Origin of the sequence: Ornithinimicrobium pekingense DSM 21552, from assembly GCF_000421185.1 — a bacterium.
GTDB lineage: Bacteria > Actinomycetota > Actinomycetes > Actinomycetales > Dermatophilaceae > Ornithinicoccus > Ornithinicoccus pekingensis.
The window spans coordinates 68626-86624 of the sequence record NZ_ATWJ01000001.1; the positions used below are offsets into that span (position 1 = coordinate 68626).

At 74.2% G+C, this 17999-nt stretch carries 19 protein-coding genes; 6 read left to right on the forward strand and 13 right to left on the reverse strand.

The window, feature by feature from the left end; translation table 11 throughout:
• Window positions 1-20 precede the first annotated feature (20 nt).
• The 7 genes from K330_RS22295 to nuoH are packed head-to-tail and all read right to left on the reverse strand — an operon-like array spanning window position 21 to window position 7745.
• Entirely contained in the window at window positions 21-1643 is a 1623-nt protein-coding gene (locus K330_RS22295) for an NADH-quinone oxidoreductase subunit N (RefSeq protein ID WP_022919879.1), read from the reverse strand.
• Complete coding sequence (locus K330_RS0100405) at window positions 1640-3247, reverse strand: complex I subunit 4 family protein (RefSeq protein WP_022919880.1); 1608 nt, start codon at window positions 3245-3247, stop codon at window positions 1640-1642. The genes K330_RS22295 and K330_RS0100405 overlap by 4 nt, the downstream gene beginning before the upstream one ends.
• Complete coding sequence (locus K330_RS0100410; protein WP_022919881.1) at window positions 3244-5289, reverse strand: NADH-quinone oxidoreductase subunit 5 family protein; 2046 nt, start codon at window positions 5287-5289, stop codon at window positions 3244-3246. Before K330_RS0100410 ends, K330_RS0100405 begins: the two co-directional genes overlap by 4 nt.
• The gene (gene nuoK / locus K330_RS18105) at window positions 5286-5654 is read right to left on the reverse strand and encodes an NADH-quinone oxidoreductase subunit NuoK (protein ID WP_022919882.1); all 369 of its coding nucleotides are present in this window, start codon (window positions 5652-5654) and stop codon (window positions 5286-5288) included. Before nuoK ends, K330_RS0100410 begins: the two co-directional genes overlap by 4 nt.
• Window positions 5651-6211 (reverse strand): NADH-quinone oxidoreductase subunit J family protein, encoded by a 561-nt coding sequence (locus K330_RS0100420; protein WP_022919883.1) that lies wholly within the window; start codon window positions 6209-6211, stop codon window positions 5651-5653. The genes nuoK and K330_RS0100420 overlap by 4 nt, the downstream gene beginning before the upstream one ends.
• Window positions 6208-6774 carry a NuoI/complex I 23 kDa subunit family protein gene (locus K330_RS18110; RefSeq protein WP_022919884.1) on the reverse strand — a complete coding sequence of 189 codons (567 nt, stop codon included), beginning with the start codon at window positions 6772-6774 and terminating at the stop codon, window positions 6208-6210. Before K330_RS18110 ends, K330_RS0100420 begins: the two co-directional genes overlap by 4 nt.
• Window positions 6771-7745, reverse strand: a complete 975-nt coding sequence (gene nuoH / locus K330_RS0100430) for an NADH-quinone oxidoreductase subunit NuoH (RefSeq protein WP_029202154.1) — start codon at window positions 7743-7745, stop codon at window positions 6771-6773. Before nuoH ends, K330_RS18110 begins: the two co-directional genes overlap by 4 nt.
• Before the next feature lie 108 nt (window positions 7746-7853).
• Between nuoH and K330_RS18115 the strand changes: the two genes are divergently transcribed.
• Window positions 7854-8366, forward strand: a complete 513-nt coding sequence (locus K330_RS18115) for a toxin-antitoxin system HicB family antitoxin (RefSeq protein WP_051145400.1) — start codon at window positions 7854-7856, stop codon at window positions 8364-8366.
• Between the two features lie 73 nt (window positions 8367-8439).
• The gene (locus K330_RS22300; RefSeq protein WP_022919887.1) at window positions 8440-9291 is read left to right on the forward strand and encodes a DUF4097 family beta strand repeat-containing protein; all 852 of its coding nucleotides are present in this window, start codon (window positions 8440-8442) and stop codon (window positions 9289-9291) included.
• Window positions 9292-9339: 48 nt separating this feature from the next.
• Here the strand turns inward: K330_RS22300 and K330_RS0100445 are convergent, their stop codons facing one another.
• Both K330_RS0100445 and K330_RS0100450 read right to left on the reverse strand, forming a co-directional pair.
• Window positions 9340-9753 carry a VOC family protein gene (locus tag K330_RS0100445; protein ID WP_029202155.1) on the reverse strand — a complete coding sequence of 138 codons (414 nt, stop codon included), beginning with the start codon at window positions 9751-9753 and terminating at the stop codon, window positions 9340-9342.
• The gene (locus K330_RS0100450; RefSeq protein ID WP_022919889.1) at window positions 9750-10298 is read right to left on the reverse strand and encodes an NADH-quinone oxidoreductase subunit C; all 549 of its coding nucleotides are present in this window, start codon (window positions 10296-10298) and stop codon (window positions 9750-9752) included. Before K330_RS0100450 ends, K330_RS0100445 begins: the two co-directional genes overlap by 4 nt.
• Before the next feature lie 105 nt (window positions 10299-10403).
• Between K330_RS0100450 and heR the strand changes: the two genes are divergently transcribed.
• A complete protein-coding gene (gene heR, locus K330_RS0100455) occupies window positions 10404-11177 on the forward strand; it encodes a heliorhodopsin HeR (protein WP_022919890.1) in 774 nt (257 codons plus the stop codon).
• 17 nt (window positions 11178-11194) lie between these two features.
• Here heR and K330_RS0100460 read toward each other — a convergent pair whose 3' ends face one another.
• From K330_RS0100460 to K330_RS0100475, 4 genes are read right to left on the reverse strand one after another with little or no spacing between them, the layout of a single operon-like run.
• Window positions 11195-11803, reverse strand: coding sequence for an NADH-quinone oxidoreductase subunit B (locus tag K330_RS0100460; protein WP_022919891.1), 609 nt, complete (start codon window positions 11801-11803; stop codon window positions 11195-11197).
• Window position 11804: 1 nt separating this feature from the next.
• On the reverse strand, window positions 11805-12161 hold the full coding sequence (locus K330_RS0100465; protein ID WP_022919892.1) for an NADH-quinone oxidoreductase subunit A: 357 nt from the start codon (window positions 12159-12161) through the stop codon (window positions 11805-11807).
• Window positions 12162-12214: 53 nt separating this feature from the next.
• Window positions 12215-13492, reverse strand: coding sequence for a class I SAM-dependent methyltransferase (locus K330_RS0100470; RefSeq protein WP_022919893.1), 1278 nt, complete (start codon window positions 13490-13492; stop codon window positions 12215-12217).
• Window positions 13489-14886 carry an FAD-binding oxidoreductase gene (locus tag K330_RS0100475; protein ID WP_022919894.1) on the reverse strand — a complete coding sequence of 466 codons (1398 nt, stop codon included), beginning with the start codon at window positions 14884-14886 and terminating at the stop codon, window positions 13489-13491. Before K330_RS0100475 ends, K330_RS0100470 begins: the two co-directional genes overlap by 4 nt.
• A 513-nt stretch (window positions 14887-15399) precedes the next feature.
• On the opposite strand from K330_RS0100475, the gene K330_RS18125 reads away from it, so the two are divergent.
• From K330_RS18125 to K330_RS0100490, 3 genes are all read left to right on the forward strand, one after another.
• Window positions 15400-16440, forward strand: a complete 1041-nt coding sequence (locus K330_RS18125; protein WP_022919895.1) for a methionine ABC transporter ATP-binding protein — start codon at window positions 15400-15402, stop codon at window positions 16438-16440.
• On the forward strand, window positions 16440-17099 hold the full coding sequence (locus K330_RS0100485) for a methionine ABC transporter permease (protein WP_022919896.1): 660 nt from the start codon (window positions 16440-16442) through the stop codon (window positions 17097-17099). The genes K330_RS18125 and K330_RS0100485 overlap by 1 nt, the downstream gene beginning before the upstream one ends.
• Before the next feature lie 62 nt (window positions 17100-17161).
• Entirely contained in the window at window positions 17162-17998 is an 837-nt protein-coding gene (locus tag K330_RS0100490; protein ID WP_022919897.1) for a MetQ/NlpA family ABC transporter substrate-binding protein, read from the forward strand.
• The last annotated feature ends 1 nt before the right edge of the window (window position 17999 follow it).

A 17999-nucleotide genomic window follows, 5' to 3' on the forward strand; every position in this document is an offset into this window, starting at 1 on the left:
GACGGTGGCCCGCCCACGGCTCAGACCACGCCGACCGGGGCGATGCTCCAGACCACGACGAGCAGCGTCAGCACCGCCACGAGGGCCCAGACCCGGACGGGGGTGCGGGGTCCACGCTCGGGCGGCCCCTCGGGCGCACCGGCCCGGAGGTCCTCCCCGGGCTCCCCGCTCTCCCCGGGCTCCCCGCTCTCCCCGGGCTCGTCGGTCTCGTCGGGTGCACGCCCCGCGCCGACCGACGCTGCCCGCGCAGGCGCGGTCTGCCGCAGCGAGGACGGCACGGGCGGGGCCTGGGCCAGCAGCCGGGACAGCCAGCGCAGGTAGACGGCGATGCCCAGCGCCACGTTGACCGCCGCGACGACAGCCAGCCACCAGGTGCCGTCGCCCGCCACCGGACGCAGCGCGACCACCTTGGCCACGAGCCCGACGACGGCGGGTGGCAGGCCGGCCAGGGTCAGCAGGGCCAGCGCCAGCGGGAGCGCGAGCAGGGGGTGGCTGCGCAGCAGGCCCCGGTGGGCCTCAAGCGAGGTGCCGGCGAGGGCCGACCCGGACCGGCTAGCGCCGGCACCGTGCGCGTCGGCCACGGCGACCACGACGGTGAAGGCCAGCAGCGTGCCGAGGACGTAGACCACGAGGTAGGACCCTGCCGCGTGCACCGCCCGGGACGACAGCGAGGCCAGCGGCAGGAGCACCCAGCCGGCCTGCGCGACGGTCGACCAGGCGAGCAGGCGCACCGTGTCGGTCTGGACGAGCGCCACGAGGTTGCCGACGGTCATCGACAGCGCGGCCAGCAGCGCCAGGGCGAGCAGGGTGGTCCCGTCCACCGCGCCGAGCGCCCGCACCAGGACCACCACGGCCCCCAGGGCCGCAACCTTGGAGACCGTGGACAGGTAGGCCGTGACCGGCAGGGAGGCGGCCGTGTAGGTTACGGGTGTCCAGGCGTGGAAGGGCACGGCCGAGAGCTTGAACGCCAGGCCGGCGAGGACGAACACCGACGCCAGCAGCAGCAGCGCGGGGTCGCGCGAGGTCGGCAGCTCCAGCAGTGCCGTGCCGGTGGCGGCGACCCAGAGGGCGGCGCCCAGCGCCACCAGCCCGAAGGAGACCAGCGAGGTCATCAGCAGCGCGGTGGCGCCCTCCACCGCGCGGGCGCGGCGCTCTCCCGACCATGCGTCGTCGGTCAGCACCACGAGGCCGACGGTGGGCAGGGTGGCCAGCTCGAGCGCGACGAGCAGGCTGCCGAGGTCCTGCGCCGCGGGCACGGCGACCACGCCGCCGGTGGCCCCGAGCACCAGGGCGGCGACGACCGCCGCCCTGCCGGTGGCCGAGGGCGCGCTCCAGTCGCGCCACGCCAGCACGAGCACCACGCCGGCGGCCAGCAGGCCGGCGAGCTGCAGGGTCGAGGTGAGCCGGTCGGCGGCGTAGAGACACTCCCCGGACGGCAGGCAGAACGCTGCCCGCGCGTCCCCGGTCGTCTGCAGCAGCCCGGGGACCGCTCCCGCGGCGCCCGCGGCGAGCCCGGCGCCCGCGACGAGCAGGTGCGGCCAGCGGTGGCCGGGGACGGCTGCGTCCAGGAGCAGCACGAGGACCGCGGCCAGCAGCGGGGCGAGCACCGGCAGCGTCGCGACGAGGTTGAGCTGGAGGGTCATCGGCCGATCACCGCCGCGGTCACGGGGGCGGTGACGGTCAGCAGCAGCACCGGCAGGACGCCCAGGACGAGGATGAGCGCGCCGAGCAGACGCAGCGCGTAGCGCTCGGTGCGCACGGCGTCGGGAATGCGCGGCTCCAGCCGGTCACCGGACCACACCTCGCGCAGCACCCGGGCGCTGTAGGCCACGGTGAGCGCGCCGCCGACGGCCGCGAGCACCGCATACAGACCGAACCAGCCGCCGGGGCGGTCCTCGGCCGGGGACCAGGCGGCGTAGATGGCACCCACCTCGCCCCAGAAGCCCGCGAGCCCGGGCAGCCCCATCGAGGCCGCCATGCCGAGGACGAGCGCGGCACCGAGGGAGGGGGTGGCCTCGCGCAGCGCGGCGCGGGCGACGGCGAGGTCGGCGCTGCCCCACCGGTGCTTGAGCCCGCCGACGACCACGAACAGCAGGGCCGAGATGAGCCCGTGCGCGACGTTGCCGAAGAGCGCGGCCTGCAGCCCCGTCTGCGTGCCCGTCGCCAGGCCGAGGACGACGAAGCCCAGGTGGGCGATCGAGGACCAGGCGATGAGCCGCTTGAGGTCGCGCTCGACCAGGCAGGCCAGGGAGGCCCACAGGATGCCGGCCACGGCCAGTCCGCCCAGCAGCGGCGCCCAGAACGCGAACCCCTCAGGGACGACAGGCATCACCAGTCGCACCATCCCGTAGGTGCCGAGCTTGAGCAGGACGGCCGCCAGCAGCACCGACCCCGCGGTCGGCGCCGTCGCGTGCACCCAGGGGAGCCAGGTGTGGAGCGGGAAGACGGGCACCTTGAGCGCCAGGCCGGCCAGCAGGACGGCCGCGACCGCGATCTGGGTGGGACGGTCGATGCCCTCCCCCCGCAGCGAGGCCCATACCGACAGGTCGGTGGTGCCGGTCGCGGTGGCGACGGCGAGCAGGCCCACCAGCATGAGCGTCGAGCCGACGACCGTGACCATGAGGAAGCGCACGGCGGCGCCGTCCCGGTCGCTGCCGGGGTCGCCGTAGCGGGCGACGAGCACCCACATCGGCACCAGCACCAGCTCGAAGCCGACGAAGAAGAGGATGGCGTCGCCGGCCAGGAAGGCCACGAGCGCACCGAGGACGACCAGCAGCAGGCAGGCGTGGTAGGTCGCCAGGCCCGGCACGTCGGTGCTGCGCAGCACCGGGATGGGGGAGGTGGTCTCCAGCCCCTCCTCCCCCGGCGGGGCCGCCCGGTGCCGCTCCGGCACGTGCAGGTGCAGTGCGACCGCGACGACCCCCACCACCGAGGTGAGCAGCAGCAGCGGGACGCTGAGGCCGTCCGCGCCCAGCCGCAGCCAGACACCCAGGCCGGGGATCCAGGGCTCGGCGACCTCCGGCCGGTGCAGCGCGGCGCCGGCGACGCCGACGGCGGAGGCGAGCGCCGCGGTCACCGACAGCAGCCGGATGCTGCGGTGACCGGGGGCCGTGGGCCACCGCCCGGCGGTGAGGAGCACCACCGCAGCCAGCAGCAGCGGCGCGAGGGCCAGCACGATCCAGGCGGGGCCCAGGTCGGGGACGAGGTCCACCGCCTGGGCGCCGGCGTCGCGCAGGGAGCCGGTCACCGGCTCACCACCCCCAGGGCGGCCAGGACCAGGACCCCACCGAGCACGAGCGCCAGCGCGGGCGTGGCACGGCGGGGGGTCAGCAGCTCACCGGCACGCCCGGCGAGGCGGGAGCCGGCCCCGGCACCACGGACCCAGGCGTCCAGCACCTCGCGGTCGAACCAGGTCACGCCCCGTGCCAGGGCCACCACCGGGGTGGCCACGAGCAGCCGGTAGGCGTAGTCGAAGCCGAGACCGCGCTCGGCCGCCAGGCTGACCCGGGCGGGCACGCGCGCGGCGGCGTCCCGGGTGCGCACCCCGCGGGCCGCCAGCGCCACGGCCAGGGCGGCGACGACCATCAGCAGCAGCGTCGCGACGAGCAGCTGCAGGTCGAGGTGGACGTCGTTGCGCCAGACGGGCAGGAGCATGACGAGGCTGCCGAGGACGGTCATCAGGGCCAGCAGGGTCGTCCCGAGGCGGGCCGAGCTGCTGATCGCCGCCTCGGCACGCTCCAGCCCCTCGGCCTCGTGGACGACCTGGGGCTCGTCGAAGAAGTCGTCGATGCGCTCCACCGGTCCTGAGTCGAAGGCCGCGGCGTGCTGCTCGCGCTCCGTGGGCCGGTCCAGGACCAGCCAGGCCCGCATGCAGTAGGCGGCGGTGAGCGGGGCGGAGGCCCCGACCGCCGACAGCACGATGACCGAGGCCAGCCCGCCGTTGCCCACCGCCGCGGTCTCGGCGGTGCCCAGGATCAGCTCCTTGGAGAAGAACCCGACGAAGGGCGGCACACCGGCCAGGGCCAGCAGTCCCCAGGCGAAACGGCGCCGCAGCACCCGGTAGCGCCGGGTGCCCGAGGCGACGGCGTTCATCGCGGTGCCGCCGACGAGGACGGCGAGCCAGCCGGCGGCCAGGAAGAGCAGCGCCTTGAACCACGCGTGGGCGATGAGGTGCTGCGCGGCGGCGTCCGGCCCCGTCTGCGGGGTCGCGGCCGCCAGCGCGGCCAGCATCAGGGCCACCTGGCTCACCGTCGACCAGGCGAGCAGACGCTTCAGGTCCGCCTGGGCGAAGGCCATCGCGGCGGCACCCAGCATCGTGACGGTGGCCAGGACGGCCAGCACCAGCCGAGCGGTGCCCGAGAGCGTGAGGATCTCGAAGAGGTGGGTCAGCACGACGGTGCCGGCGGCCACCATGGTCGCCGCGTGGATCAGGGCCGAGGCGGGCGTGGGGCCCTCCATGGCGTCGGGGAGCCAGTCCTGGAAGGGAAAGAGGGCGGACTTGCCGGCCACCCCGACGATGACCAGCACGAGGGCCACCGTCAGGCCCGGGCCCGCACCGGCCGCCCACCAGTGGTCGACGATCGCCGCGACCGAGGTCGTGCCCGCTCCCGCGGCCAGCAGGAGCATGCCGAGGACGAAGCCGATGTCGGCCGTGCGCGTCACCACCAGCGCCTTGGTGGCCGCGCGCCGGGCGGAGGCCTTGGCCGAGTGGTGGCCGATGAGCAGGTAGGAGCACCAACCCATCACCTCCCAGCCCACGATGATCAGCAGGACGTCGTCGGCATGCACCGTGAGCAGCATCGCCGCGGTGAACACCGACACGGTGGCGGCGAAGACGGGGTAGCGCGGGTCGTACCAGAGGTACCAGCGCGCGTAGACCTGCACGATGAGCGCGACGGCGGCCACCGTCACCGCGACCAGGGCCAGCGGCCAGGAGGTCGCCAGCCCGAGGGGCACGTCCAGCTCGCCGAACGGCAGCGCCCCGACCGAGCCGGAGGAGTGCCGTCCGTCGACCGCCGCCACCACGCGCAGCTGCCACACGGCGGAGGCGAACGTCAGGAGCCCGCCGCCGACGGCGATCCACGCGGCCAGCCGGTTGGAGCGCACGCTCAGGGTGATGCCCGCCAGCGCGGCGAGCGCCGGGACCAGGACCACCCACTGCATGGGCGAGCCCCAGAAGTCGGGCACGGACAGGCCGGGTATGTCGATCGTCGGCAGGTCGGGCGGGGGCGGCAGCTGCAGGTCGGACCAGTCGAGGTCGGGCAGGTCGGGCAGGTCGACGACGCTCACCGCGCGGCCTCCCCGTCGGGCAGGTGGCCGGGCCCGGGCACGGAGGCGTCGGGCCGGCCGCGCGGGTCGAGGTCGGCGGCGAGGTCGAGGTGGCCCCTCGCGCGGTAGAGGGCGAGGACGACGGCCAGTGCGACGACGACCTCCGCGGCGGCGATGGTGATGACGAACAGCGTGAGGACCTGGGCGCTCGCGTGCGCGTCCCCGCCCCCGGTCTGGCCGACGGTGACCAGCAGGAGCCCGGCGGCCCCCAGGAGGAGCTCGACGCCGACGAGGACGAGCACGGCGTGCCGGCGGGCGAGGATCCCGTAGACGCCGAGCCCGGCCAGGACCGCCACCAGCAGGTAGGGCAGCGCGGGCCGGATCATGCGTCCTCCCCCTGCGCCGCCAGGGCGCGGGGCGCCGGCCCGGGCCGGTGGCTCGCGTCGTCCTGCCCACCGACGGGCGCGCGGGCGATCGCGACAGCCGCGACCAGGGCCAGGAGCAGGAGCGCCGAGAGCAGCTCGAAGGGCCAGACGTAGACGCCCAGGACACCCTCGGCCACCTCGGTGTTCGTCGGGCCGGCCACCTCGACCGCGCGCCAGCCGCTGCCGGCGACCAGCGTGCCGCCGAGCAGGATCGTGGTGCCCGCACCGACGAGGGCCGCCCCGCCCCGCTGCCCGCGGCCGGTGACCACCGGCACGCCACCGCTGCGGGTCAGCATGAGGGCGAAGAGGATGAGCACGACCACCGCGCCGACGTAGACGAGCAGCTGCACCAGGCCCACGAGCTCGGCCCCCAGCACGAGGTAGCAGCCGGCCAGCCCGGCCAGGGTCACCACCAGCCACAGTGCCGCGTGGAGGACCTGCCGGGAGAGCACGGCGAGCAGCGCCGAGCCCGCGGTGAGCAGGCCGACGGCGAGGAACAGCACGTCGAGTCCGCTCACTCCTGCCCCACCTGCGGCTTCGGCGCCTCGGGTCCGACGTCGACGGGTTCCCGCGTCTCGGCCGTCCTCGGGGGGTGGTCGGGGGACGGAGCCCCCCGCCTGACGGCATACCCCTGGTAGCCCTCGGGCCAGGCCGACTCGGGCACCCGCTCCATCCAGGTGCCCAGCCGCTCCTTGTCGTGCAGCAGGTTGCGGATGTCGCCCTCGGCGTAGGCGAAGTCGGGGGCCCAGAAGAGCGCGTCGAAGGGGCACACCTCGATGCAGATGCCGCAGTACATGCACAGCGAGTAGTCGATCTCGAAGCGGTCGAGGACGTTCTTCTGCCGGGCGCGCCCTCCCTCGGTCTCCGGCGGCACGGTCTCCTTGTGGGAGTCGATGTAGATGCACCAGTCCGGGCACTCGCGGGCGCACAGCATGCAGGAGGTGCAGTTCTCCTCCAGCAGCGCGATCACCCCGCGGGAACGCTCCGGCAGCTCGGGCTGCTCGTGCGGGTACTGCTGCGTGTGCGCGCCGCGGGCGAGCACCTTGGCCGTCGTCCGCAGACCGGTGAACAGGCCCTTCATGACATCACCACCACTCCTACACCGGTGATCGCGAGCTGGAGCAGCGCGACGGGAAGCAGCACCAGCCACGCCAGGCGCTGCAGCTGGTCCTCGCGCACGCGCGGCCACGCGACGCGGAACCACAGGAACAGCGACCCTACGGCAGTGGCCTTGATCACGGTCCACAGCGCGCCGACGGCGCCCACGTCGCCCCACGGGCCGCGCCAGCCGCCGAGGAAGAGCACGGTGAACAGCAGCGCCATGACCACCATCCCGGCGTACTCGGCCAGGAGGAAGAAGGCGAACCGCAGCCCGGTGTACTCGGTGAGCGGGCCGAAGACGATCTCGGCGTCGGCGATCGGGGCGTCGAAGGGCGTGCGCTGCAGCTCGGCCACGCTCGCCACGAGGAACACGGCGGCCGCCGGCGCCTGCCACAGCAGCCACCACCACGACCACGCCTGCACGATGCCCGTGAGGGACAGAGTCCCGGCCGCCATGGCGACCGAGGCCGCGGACAGCACCATCGGCAGCTCGTAGGAGACCAGCTGGGCACCGGCCCGCATGCCGCCGATGAGGGAGTACTTGTTGCCGCTGCCCCAGCCGGCCATCAACGTGCCGATGACACCGACGCTGGTGGCCGCGAGCACGAGGAGCAGGGAGGCGGGCACGTCCGCCGCCACCCACGCGGCGCTGAAGGGGATGGCCGCGAGCGCGACGAGGTAGGGCACGAGCGCCACCGCGGGGGCGAGCCGGAAGACGGGCCGGTCGGCGGCCGTCGGGGTGACGTCCTCCTTCTGGACGAACTTGATGCCGTCGGCGACCAGCTGGAGGATCCCGTGCGGACCTGCCTCCATCGGGCCGAGCCGACCCTGCATGTGCCCCATGAGCTTGTGCTCCAGCTGACCGAGCGCCAAGGGCATGGTGAGGAAGACCGCGAGGACCACCGCGGCCTTCAGCACGACCTCCACGAGGAGGGGAAGCTCGGTCAGCATCATCGCCACACTAACCAAGGACGACGACCCGCCGCTCCCCCCGCGCCGCGCCCGGCCCGTTCCGGCCGTCTCTTGCGTATGACGTCACAGTGGTGTCATAGTGACGTCATGGATCTGCACCCCTACCTCGACGCCGTGGCCGCCGACCTCGACCGGGCGACCGCGCTGGCCGACGACTCCACCCGCGACCTCGCCCACCGGCTCGCGTCCGCCATCGAGCCGGGTCTCCGGATGGCGCTGGTCCGGGCGGTCTCCGACACGGCGGCACAGATCAACACCCAGCTCGACGACGCGGTCGTCACCGTGACGATCGCCGGGCACGAGCCGCTGGTGACCGTGACGCGCACCGCGGCCCTGGAGACGCACGGTGGCGACGGGCAGCACGACCCGGCGGCTCCACCCGCCGGACCCGAGGACCGGTCCGGCGTCGACCCCGGCGGCACCGTCCGCATCACCCTGCGCCTGCCCGAGCAGCTCAAGACCCGGGCCGAGGAGCTCGCCGAGCGGGCCGAGCAGTCGCTCAACACCTGGCTGGTCCAGGCCGTCCGCCGCGCCACGACCGACGGCCGCCGGGCGCGGGCGTCCGTGCCCGGCTCCCGCCGACACACCGGCTGGGCCTGACCGGCCCCGCGCCCCCGCACCGCCCGTCCCGGCATCCGCACCAGACCGACCCACCCGACAGGAGAGAGCGACCATGACCACCGAGATCGTCCCCACCACCCACGAGCTGAGCGGTGTCACCGCCGTCCGCGTCCGCAACCACCGGGGCGACGTCACCGTGACGCACCGCCCCGCACCGGTCGACGGCGCCCCCGGCGAGCACGGGGGCGCGGCACGCGTTCTGCTGACGCCCCGGGCCGACGTCGACCTGGCCGCGGCGACCGTCTCGGTCGAGAACGGCACGCTCGTCGTCGACGTGCCGCACCTCGACACCGCCGGCGACGGGGGCGGCTTCCGGCTGGGCCCGATCACCATCGGGGGAGCCGGCGTGGCCGTCGCCGTCGAGGTGGAGGTCCCGTCGGGTACCCCCGACGACCTGTCCACGAAGTTCGGCGACGTCAGGGTGGAGGGCACCGCCGGCGACGCCAGGGTCCGGACCGGCGCGGGCTCCGTCCGCGTCGAGCGCTGCCTGCGGCTCGAGTGCTCCACGGGCGCCGGGGACGTCCGGGTCGGCGCGTGCACCGGCGGGACGGCCACGACCGGCACGGGCGGCGTCACCGTCGACAGCTCCGAGGGAGCGCTGCACGCCCGCACCGGCGCGGGCGACGTCACCGTGCTCGCCAGCAGCGGTGGCGCCGTGTCTGCGGTGACGGGCGCCGGCGACGTGCGGCTCGAGCTGCTCTCGGGCGGCTGCGAGTGCCGCACGGGGGCCGGTGACGTGACGGTCCTCGTCCCGCGGGGCGAGCCGGTCTGGCTCGACCTCAACGCGGGTCTGGGCTCGGTCCGCAAGGACGTCGAGCCGGTCGGGGCACCGGCGGAGGGCCAGCCCTACCTGAGCGTGAAGGCGCGCACGGGCCTGGGCGACGTCACCGTCCGCCACCCCTGAGACGCGGACGTCCGCCGCCCGCTGCCCGGGCAGCGCGCGGTGCCCTGCTCAGGAGGTGAAGAAGCAGAAGGGGTGGCCGTGCGGGTCCAGCATGACCCGCACCCCGTCCTGGGGCTGGACACCGTGCCGCCGCGCGCCGAGCTCGACGGCCCACGCCTCCGCCTGGTCGAGGTCGTCGACCCACAGGTCGAGGTGGGCCTGGGGCTGCTGCGTCCCCGGCGTGCTGGGCCAGGTCGGGGCCTCGAAGGAGGGGTCCCACTCCAGGTTGACGGTCATCCGCAGCCGCCCCTCGGCGGGGCGCAGCTGGGCCCAGCCGGCCTCGGGCGGCTCGCCCTCCCGCGGACCCTCCTCGTCGGCGACCTCCACCCCGAGCAGCTCGGCGTAGAACCGGGCGAGCTCGCGCGGACGGTCGGTGCTGATGGACACCGACGTCGCCTCGATCCGGGGCCGGCCGGCGTTCATCGCGGCCCCCACGACGGGTCGGGGACCCCCGGGGGCAGCAGACGGCGGCGTGACGGAGCCCGCCTGGTGGCCGACCCCTCGCCCTCGCCCGGCTCCTTGGCGCCGGGCCAGGCCTTGGAGGCACGGGAGGCCAGCTGGAAGGACTTGCGCAGGGGCGTGCCCTCGAAGCCCTCCGGCAGGAGCAGCGGGCGCAGCCCCAGACCCGTGCCGTCGTCGAAGCCCTCGAGCCGGAGCCCGAACATCTCGTGCGTCTCCCGCTCGTGCCAGCCGGCGCCGGCGAAGACGCCGGTGACCGACCCCAGCGACCGACCCTCCGGCACCCGGGTGCGCAGCAGCAGCCGGCGCACGGGGGTCCGCGGGCCGTGACGCACGTCCATCAGGTGGCAGACGACCTCCAGTCCCGCCCCGTGCTCGTCGGTGCTGTCGGTCTCGTCCACGGCGGAGAGCCAGTCGAAGTAGCCGTAACCCTCCCCGCGCGCCGCGCGCACCGCAGCGACCCACTCCCCCGGCTCGACGCGACGCTCCTCGACGCTGGGCACGCTCATGCCGTCAGCCTACGACGCGCCGGACCCGTCGGGCCGGCGGTGAGGGCCTAGGCTTCAGACCCACGGGTGCGGCAGCCCCCGTGACCACCCCACCGAGGGAGCGCCGTGGACAGCACCCGGACCGACGACGCCCGGTTCACCGGCCTGCGTCGCTACAACGTCGTGGCGGCCGTGGTGCACGCGGCGCAGGCCGTGGCGGTGGTGGCGCTCGCGACCGACTTCACGCTGCCGGTCACCGGCAGCTATCTCGCGGGGCCGCCCGGCAGCCCGCCGGGCGAGCCGGTGACGCTGTGGGACGTGTCGATCCCCCTGGCGGTCGCGGCCTTCCTGGCGCTGTCGGCGTTCTTCCACGCCCTCGTCGCCTCCCCGCCATCCTTCGCGCGCTACCGCGCCGGCCTGCGTCGGGGCCACAACTACTTCCGCTGGGTGGAGTACTCGCTGTCGAGCTCGTTGATGATCGTGCTCATCGCCCAGCTGGTCGGCATCTCCGACGTGGTCGCGCTGCTGGGACTCTTCGGCGTCAACGCCTCCATGATCCTCTTCGGCTGGCTCCAGGAGCGCTACCACCGGCCGGGGGACGGCGGCTGGCTGCCGTTCGTCTTCGGCTGCCTCGCGGGAGCCGTCCCCTGGGTGGGCATCGTGGTCTACACCGTGGCCCCGGGGTCGACGTCCGGCGCCGAGCCGCCCGGCTTCGTCTACGGGATCATCGTCTCGCTGTTCCTCTTCTTCAACGTCTTCGCCCTCGTGCAGTGGCTCCAGTACCGTCCCGTCGGCCGGTTCCGCGACTACCTGCTCGGCGAACGGCTCTACATCACGCTGAGCCTGACGGCCAAGTCCGCCCTCGCCTGGCAGATCTTCGCGGGCACGCTCGCGGCCTGAGGCCGGGGAGGAGGCTCTCAGCCGGGTGGCGCCACCAGTCCCCGGGTGACCTCCCCCGCCGACACCGGCCGGTCGGCACACCTCGACCCGTGCCGCGCCCGGGCCCGTCCGGGCGTCTCGGCGGCGATCTGCTCCTGCAGCCGCACGATGCCCGCGAGCAGCGCCTCCGGGCGCGGCGGGCAGCCCGGCACATAGACGTCGACGGGGATGAGCTGGTCGACGCCCTTGGTCACCGAGTAGGAGTCCCAGTAGGGGCCACCGGAGTTGGAGCAGGCGCCGAAGGAGATGACGTACTTGGGCTCGGGCATCTGCTCGTAGAGGCGCCGGATCGCCGGGGCCATCTTGTCGGTCACCGTGCCCGAGACCACCATCAGGTCAGACTGCCGCGGCCCGGGGGCGAAGGGGATGACCCCGAGTCGGATGAAGTCGTGCCGGGCCATCGAGGCGCTGATGAACTCGATGGCGCAGCAGGCCAGTCCGAAGTTGAACACCCACAGGGAGTACTTGCGGCCCCAGTTGAGGACGACCTGCACGGCCCGCGGCGCCCGCTCCACCGGGGCACCGACGCGGGGCGCCGGCAAGGTGGTCGCCCCCGGGGTATGACGCTGCTCGTGCGGGCTGCTCACCTCACCACCACCTCAGCAGGCCGCGGCGCCACACGTGCAGCAGCGCCACGACCAGCACGCCGATGAAGATGGCCATCTCGACCAGGGAGGCCACGCCGAGGTCGGTGCGCACGACCAGCGCCCAGGGGAAGAGGTAGACGGCGTCGACGGCGAAGATGACGTAGAGCAGGGTGAAGACGAGGTAGCGCACGCTGCCCTGCTGCCAGCCCTCGCCGACCGGGTCGACCCCGGACTCGTAGGTCGTCAGCTTGCCGGCCACGGGGTCGGAGGGCGCGAGCAGGCGCCGCGCGCCCATGGCGGCGGCCACGAGGGCCACACCGGCCAGGACGACGGCCGCGACGACGAGATACCCATCCATCGCCCCTCACCCTAGCCGCCGGTGCCGCGCGCCGGGCAGCGACGCGGGCACCCTCAGCCGAAGTCCGGCCGCAGGGGGTAGCCGGACTCTCCCTCCGCGCTGGTCCGCGTCGCCAGCACCTGGTGCAGCTGGATGGAGCCGCGCTCGAAGTTGAGGCGTGACCCGGCCAGGTAGAGGCCCCAGACCCGGGCGGTGGGCAGGCCTGCCTCGGCGACGCACTCCTGCCAGGAGGCCGAGAGGTTCTCGCACCAGGCGGCGCAGGTGCGGGCGTAGTGCTGGCGCAGGTTCTCGTGGTGCTGCACCTCGAGGCCGACCCGCTCCATCTCGGTGACGATGCGGCCCGAGGCGGCGAGCTCGCCGTCGGGGAAGACGTAGCGCGCCACGAAGTCGCCGCGGCGCATCGGCACGTGGTCGGGGCTGCGCCAGGTGATGCAGTGGTTCAGCAGCCGGCCGCCGTCCCGGAGCCGGTCGCGCAGGAAGGTGAAGTAGGAGCGGTAGCGGCGCACCCCGATGTGCTCGGTCAGCCCGATGGAGGAGACGGCGTCGAACCCCCGCTCGGTCACGTCGCGGTAGTCGGCGTGCCGGACCTCGGCGCCCCCCAGCCCCTCGGCCGCGATCCGCTCCTGCGCCCAGGTCGCCTGGGCACGGGAGAGGGTGACCCCCAGCGCGGTGACGCCGTGGTGCCGGACGGCGTGCCGCACCATGCCGCCCCAGCCGCACCCCACGTCGAGCAGCCGCATCCCCGGGCGCAGGCCGAGCTTGCGGCAGACCAGCTCGTACTTGGCCTCCTGCGCCTCCTCGAGGGTGGCGTCCGGCCGCGGGTAGACCGCGCAGGTGTAGGTCATCGAGGGGCCCAGCAGCATCTCGTAGAAGCGGTTGGACACGTCGTAGTGGTGCCGGATCGCCTCGGCGTCGCGGCGGCGCCCGTGCCGGATGCCGTGCGCCAGCCTGCGCACCTCGCTCGGGGTCTCCAGCTCCGGCAGCGGCGGCAGCGCGGTGAGGCTGACCCCGGACTCGCGCACGACCCGCACCAGGTCGGGCAGCTCGCGCAGCGGGGGCAGCCGCACGTCGAAGCCGTCCATGAGCCGCAGCTCCTCGTAGGGGTAGGCCTCGTCCATCCCGTCGATCGACAGGTCCCCCTGCAGGTAGGCGCGGGCGAAGCCGACCTGCCCGGGATGGCTCGCGATGTAGCCGATCGCCCGCGGGGTGTGCAGCCGCATGACCCGCCCGTCGAGGTTGCCCGCCGTCGACCCGTCGTGGGCCACGACCCCCACGGTCGTCGGCTCCCCGAGCACGTGGTGGACGGTCTGCGCCACGCTGCGTGCCGTCATCTCGACCTCACCGTCTTCTCGTACAGGGTGGGCAGGCGCCCACCGGGGTCGTAGCGGGCCCTCGCCGTGTCCAGCTGCTCCCCGCCGTAGAGGTCGCGGAACGTCGCCTCGTCGTAGAAGGCCTCGGAGTACAGGCCCTTGTGCCCACCCAGCGCGCCCACCTTCTCCTCCACCGCGCGGTTGGTGTCGCCGTAGCGCCCGCCCGGGGGGATGTCGACGGCCGACCAGAAGCCGACGTTGACGTAGTCCTCCCCGGCCCGCATCGGGTAGAGCGGCCAGGGGGAGGACGCGCCGGGCGCCACCCCGGTCGCGCGCAGCCGGACCGGGCACAGCCACACCGGCTCGATCGGGACCTCCCGCAGGAACCAGCGCAGGAAGTCCGCGGTCCGGTGCAGCGGGATCTCGACGTCCTGGACCACGCGCTCCTGCGGCGGCCGTCCCCGCCGGCGCTGCAGCGCGGCATACCAGCCGCGGCGCTGCTCGAAGGCCATGATCCGCCAGTAGACGTCGCTGCGCAGGAGCCGGCGCGGCCACAGCGCACGCACCAGCGGCTGCTGGGCGCCGAACGCCCGCGAGCACCAGAACCAGTCGGTGTCCCAGCGCCACAGGTAGTCGTGCGCGCTCAGCACGTCGCGGCGGCGGTGCTGGATCGAGCGGTAGTAGGGCTCGGCGCCCGTGTAGTCGCTGGGTGCCGTCCCCCCGGTGGACGCCGACCAGCGCCCGAGCGTCAGGTAGGCCTCGTCCGCGGAGAAGACCACCCCGTCCAGGAAGTCGACGGGGCGACCGTCGTGCTCCCGCGTGTCCATCACCGCGCGCACCGTGCCCACCAGGGCGTCGAGGTCGGTGAAGCGGTGGTGCTCGAGGAGCACCCACGGACCGGCCCGCTCCAGCTCCACCACGAGCCCCAGGACGTAGCCGAGCGATCCGTAGGAGTTGGGCATGGCCCGGAAGAGGTCCGCGTGCTCGCCGTCCGGGGTCGCGGTCACCACCTCGCCGGACCCGGTCAGCACGTCCATCTCCACGACCGACTCGTGCGGGAGCCCGCTGCGGAAGGAGGTCGACTCGATGCCCAGGCCGACGACGGCGCCGCCGATCGTGATCGTGCGCAGCTGCGGGACGACCAGCGGCACGCAGCCGTGCGGCAGCAGCTCGTCGACCAGCTGCTCGTAGGTGGTCAGTCCGCCGACGAGGGCGCGCCCGGCGGCGGCGTCGAGGTCGAAGACCCCGGCGCAGGCCCCGAGGTCGAGTCGCGGTGCGTCGGTCTGGTCGCGCCGGCGGAAGAGGTTCGACGTCCGCTTCGCCAGCCGCACCGGCGCACCCGGGGGCAGCGCGGCGTACGACTCCCTCGCGGAGCGCACCGCGGCCTCGTAGGCAGGCGTGCGGGCCGGGCCCATGCTCGCCATCATGGCCCAGGCTCGATCCCGCCCGCAGGATCGGTGCGGGTATGAGGTGCGTCACACCGCGCTCCGGCCGCGGCTGGCGAAGCAGTCCATCCGCAGGCGCACCGGACGAAGGAACGCCGGCGACACTGTCTGCTCTGCGTAGGGCCTTCGGTCGTGGCGTGCCGCACACCCGGACGAGCGGCGGATCGTTCGACTGTCCGTTTGGAGCCTGCCGCCGCCGGCACCTATGGTTGACAACGCAACCAAGCCCCCGCTGCAGGTGAGAGGACGCCATGACCGGCCGACGAATGCGCATGACGCCAGGGACCCGGGTCACCGGTGTTCCCGCGGGCATGCGCCACTGACCGTCGCCGCCCGGAGCGTCCCTCCCTCCAGCCCCGCGTGCTCTGCGCCCCTCCGGCGCACAGGCACCCGCACCCTCGACACCACCCCGCCCGGTGCTCCGGCGCCGCCGAGCCCTGCTCGCGCGCCGGCGCCGGCTGCTCCCCTGCGAAGGAACCTCACGTGATCACCCTCACGAACATCGGCAAGACCTTCCCCGGCACCCGCCGGCGGCCGGCCGTCACCGCCCTCGACGACGTCAGCCTGACCGTCGAGCGCGGCCAGGTCATGGGCGTCGTCGGCCCCTCCGGCTCCGGCAAGTCCACCCTCGCGCGCATCGTCAACCTGCTCGAGCGCCCGACCAGGGGGACCGTCACGGTCGACGGGGTCGAGCTCACGGCCCTGAGCGCCGGGCAGCTCAACAGCGCGCGGCGCGGGATCGGCATGATCTTCCAGCAGTTCAACCTGCTGGACTCACGCACCGCGCTGGCCAACGTCGAGCTGCCGCTGGAGCTCGCCGGCGTCGGGCGCGCCGAGCGCCGTGCCCGGGCCACCGAGCTGCTGCAGCGGGTCGGCCTCGGCGACAAGCTCGGGTCCCACCCCGCCCAGCTCTCCGGTGGCCAGCGCCAGCGGGTGGCGATCGCCCGCGCCCTGGCCCCCCGACCCCGGGTGCTGCTCTGCGACGAGGCCACCTCGGCACTCGACCCGGTCTCCACCGCGTCCGTGCTCACCCTGCTGCGCGACCTCACCGACGAGCTCGACCTCACCACGGTCCTGATCACCCACGAGATGGACGTGGTCAAGCGCGCCTGCGACCACGTCACGCTGCTCGAGGCCGGCCGCGTGGTCGACGCCGGCGCCCTCTCCGACGTCGTGCGCCGGCCGCTCTCGCCCCTGGCCACCCGGCTGCTGCCGCACCCGCAGGCGCCCGTGGGCGAGCCGGTCGTCGAGGTCACCGTCGGCGGCGCCGGCCACGACGCGGTGCTCACCGAGCTGATCCGCAGGTATGACGTGCAGGTCGCCGTGGTGGCGGGCTCGGTCGAGACGCTGGGCGACCAGCGCTTCGGGCGGCTGCAGCTGCGCCTCGACGGCGCCCCGGAGCAGGTGCGACCGGCCCTGGAGTTCCTCGCCGCGGCCGATCCCGGCGGGCGCGACCCCGGCAGCGAGGACACGCACGATCTCGACGACCGGGCGCTGCGCGCGCTCGAGGAGGCGGTGGCCTGATGATCGACTGGGACCGCATCGGACCTGCCCTGTGGCAGGCGACCGTCGAGACCGGCTACATGGTCTCGGTCTCGATGGTGCTCGCCGTCGGGCTCGGCATCCCGCTGGGTGTGCTGCTGCTGCTCACCGCACCCGACGGGCTGAAGCCCCAGCGGGTCGTCAACGGCGTCGTCGGGGCGTTCGTCAACATGGGCCGCTCGGTGCCCTTCATCGTGCTGCTCGTGCTGGTCGCGCCGGTCACCCGGCTCGTCACCGGCACCACGATCGGCTCGACGGCCACCATCGTGCCGCTGACCATCGCCGCCGTGCCCTTCCTCGCCCGGCTGGTCGAGGCCTCGCTGCGCGAGGTCCACCCCGGCAAGGTCGAGGCCGCCCGCGCCATGGGTGCCAGCACCCGGCAGATCGTGCGCACGGTGCTGCTGCCCGAGGCCCGACCGGGCCTGGTCGCCGCGGCGACCGTCACCCTCATCGCACTCATCTCCTACTCCGCGATGGCCGGTGCCATCGGCGGCGGCGGTCTGGGCGACTTCGCGATCCGCTACGGCTACCAGCGCTTCGACACGGCGGTGACCGTCGCCACCGTGGTCGTGCTGCTGGTCATGGTGCAGCTGCTGCAGTCGGCCGGCGACCGCCTGGCCCGCCGGCTCGCGCACCGCTGAGCACGCACCGCATCGCACCGCATACCTCCCCTGTCCTCCCCCCGCCCTCGAAAGGCACCGTCATGTCCTTCTTCCCCGCCCCCCGCCCCCTGACCCTGGCCTCCACCGCGCTCGCCGCCACGCTGGCGCTCACCGCCTGCGGCAGCTCCTCCGGTGCCGGCTCCGACGACACGTCCGGCCCGCTGCGGGTCGCCGTCACGCCGGTCCCCCACGCCGACATCCTGCAGTTCGTCGACGAGGAGCTCGCCGCCGACGCCGGCCTGGACCTCGAGATCGTCGAGTTCACCGACTACGTCCAGCCCAACGCCGCGCTCGACCAGGGTGACGTGGACGCCAACTACTACCAGCACGGTGTCTTCCTGGCCGACCAGGAGGAGCAGGCGGGCTACGACTTCACCGGGCTGGCGACCATCAGCTTCCAGCCGATGGGTCTGTACTCGCAGACGGCGGACGACCTCGCCGACCTGCCCCCGGGCGCGACCGTCGCCATCCCCAACGACCCGGTCAACGGCTCGCGCGGGCTCAAGCTGCTGGCGCAGGAGGGCCTGATCGTCCTGGAGGACCCCGAGGCCGCCGTGCCGACGCTGCTCGACATCACCGACAACGTCAAGGACCTGCAGTTCGAGGAGGTCGAGGCCGCCCAGCTGCCGCGCAGCCTCGGTGACGTCGACGTGGCCGCGGTGCCCGGCAACTACGCCCTCGACGCCGACCTGTCGCCCCAGGAGGACGCGCTCGTCGCCGAGGACACCAGCGACACGACCTACGCCAACCAGCTCGTCGTCCGCGCCGGCGAGGAGGAGGACCCGCGCCTGCAGCAGCTGCTGGAGCTGCTCACCTCCGAGGAGGTCCGCGCCTACATCGACGAGACCTACGACGGCGCGGTCGTCGCCGCCTTCTGAC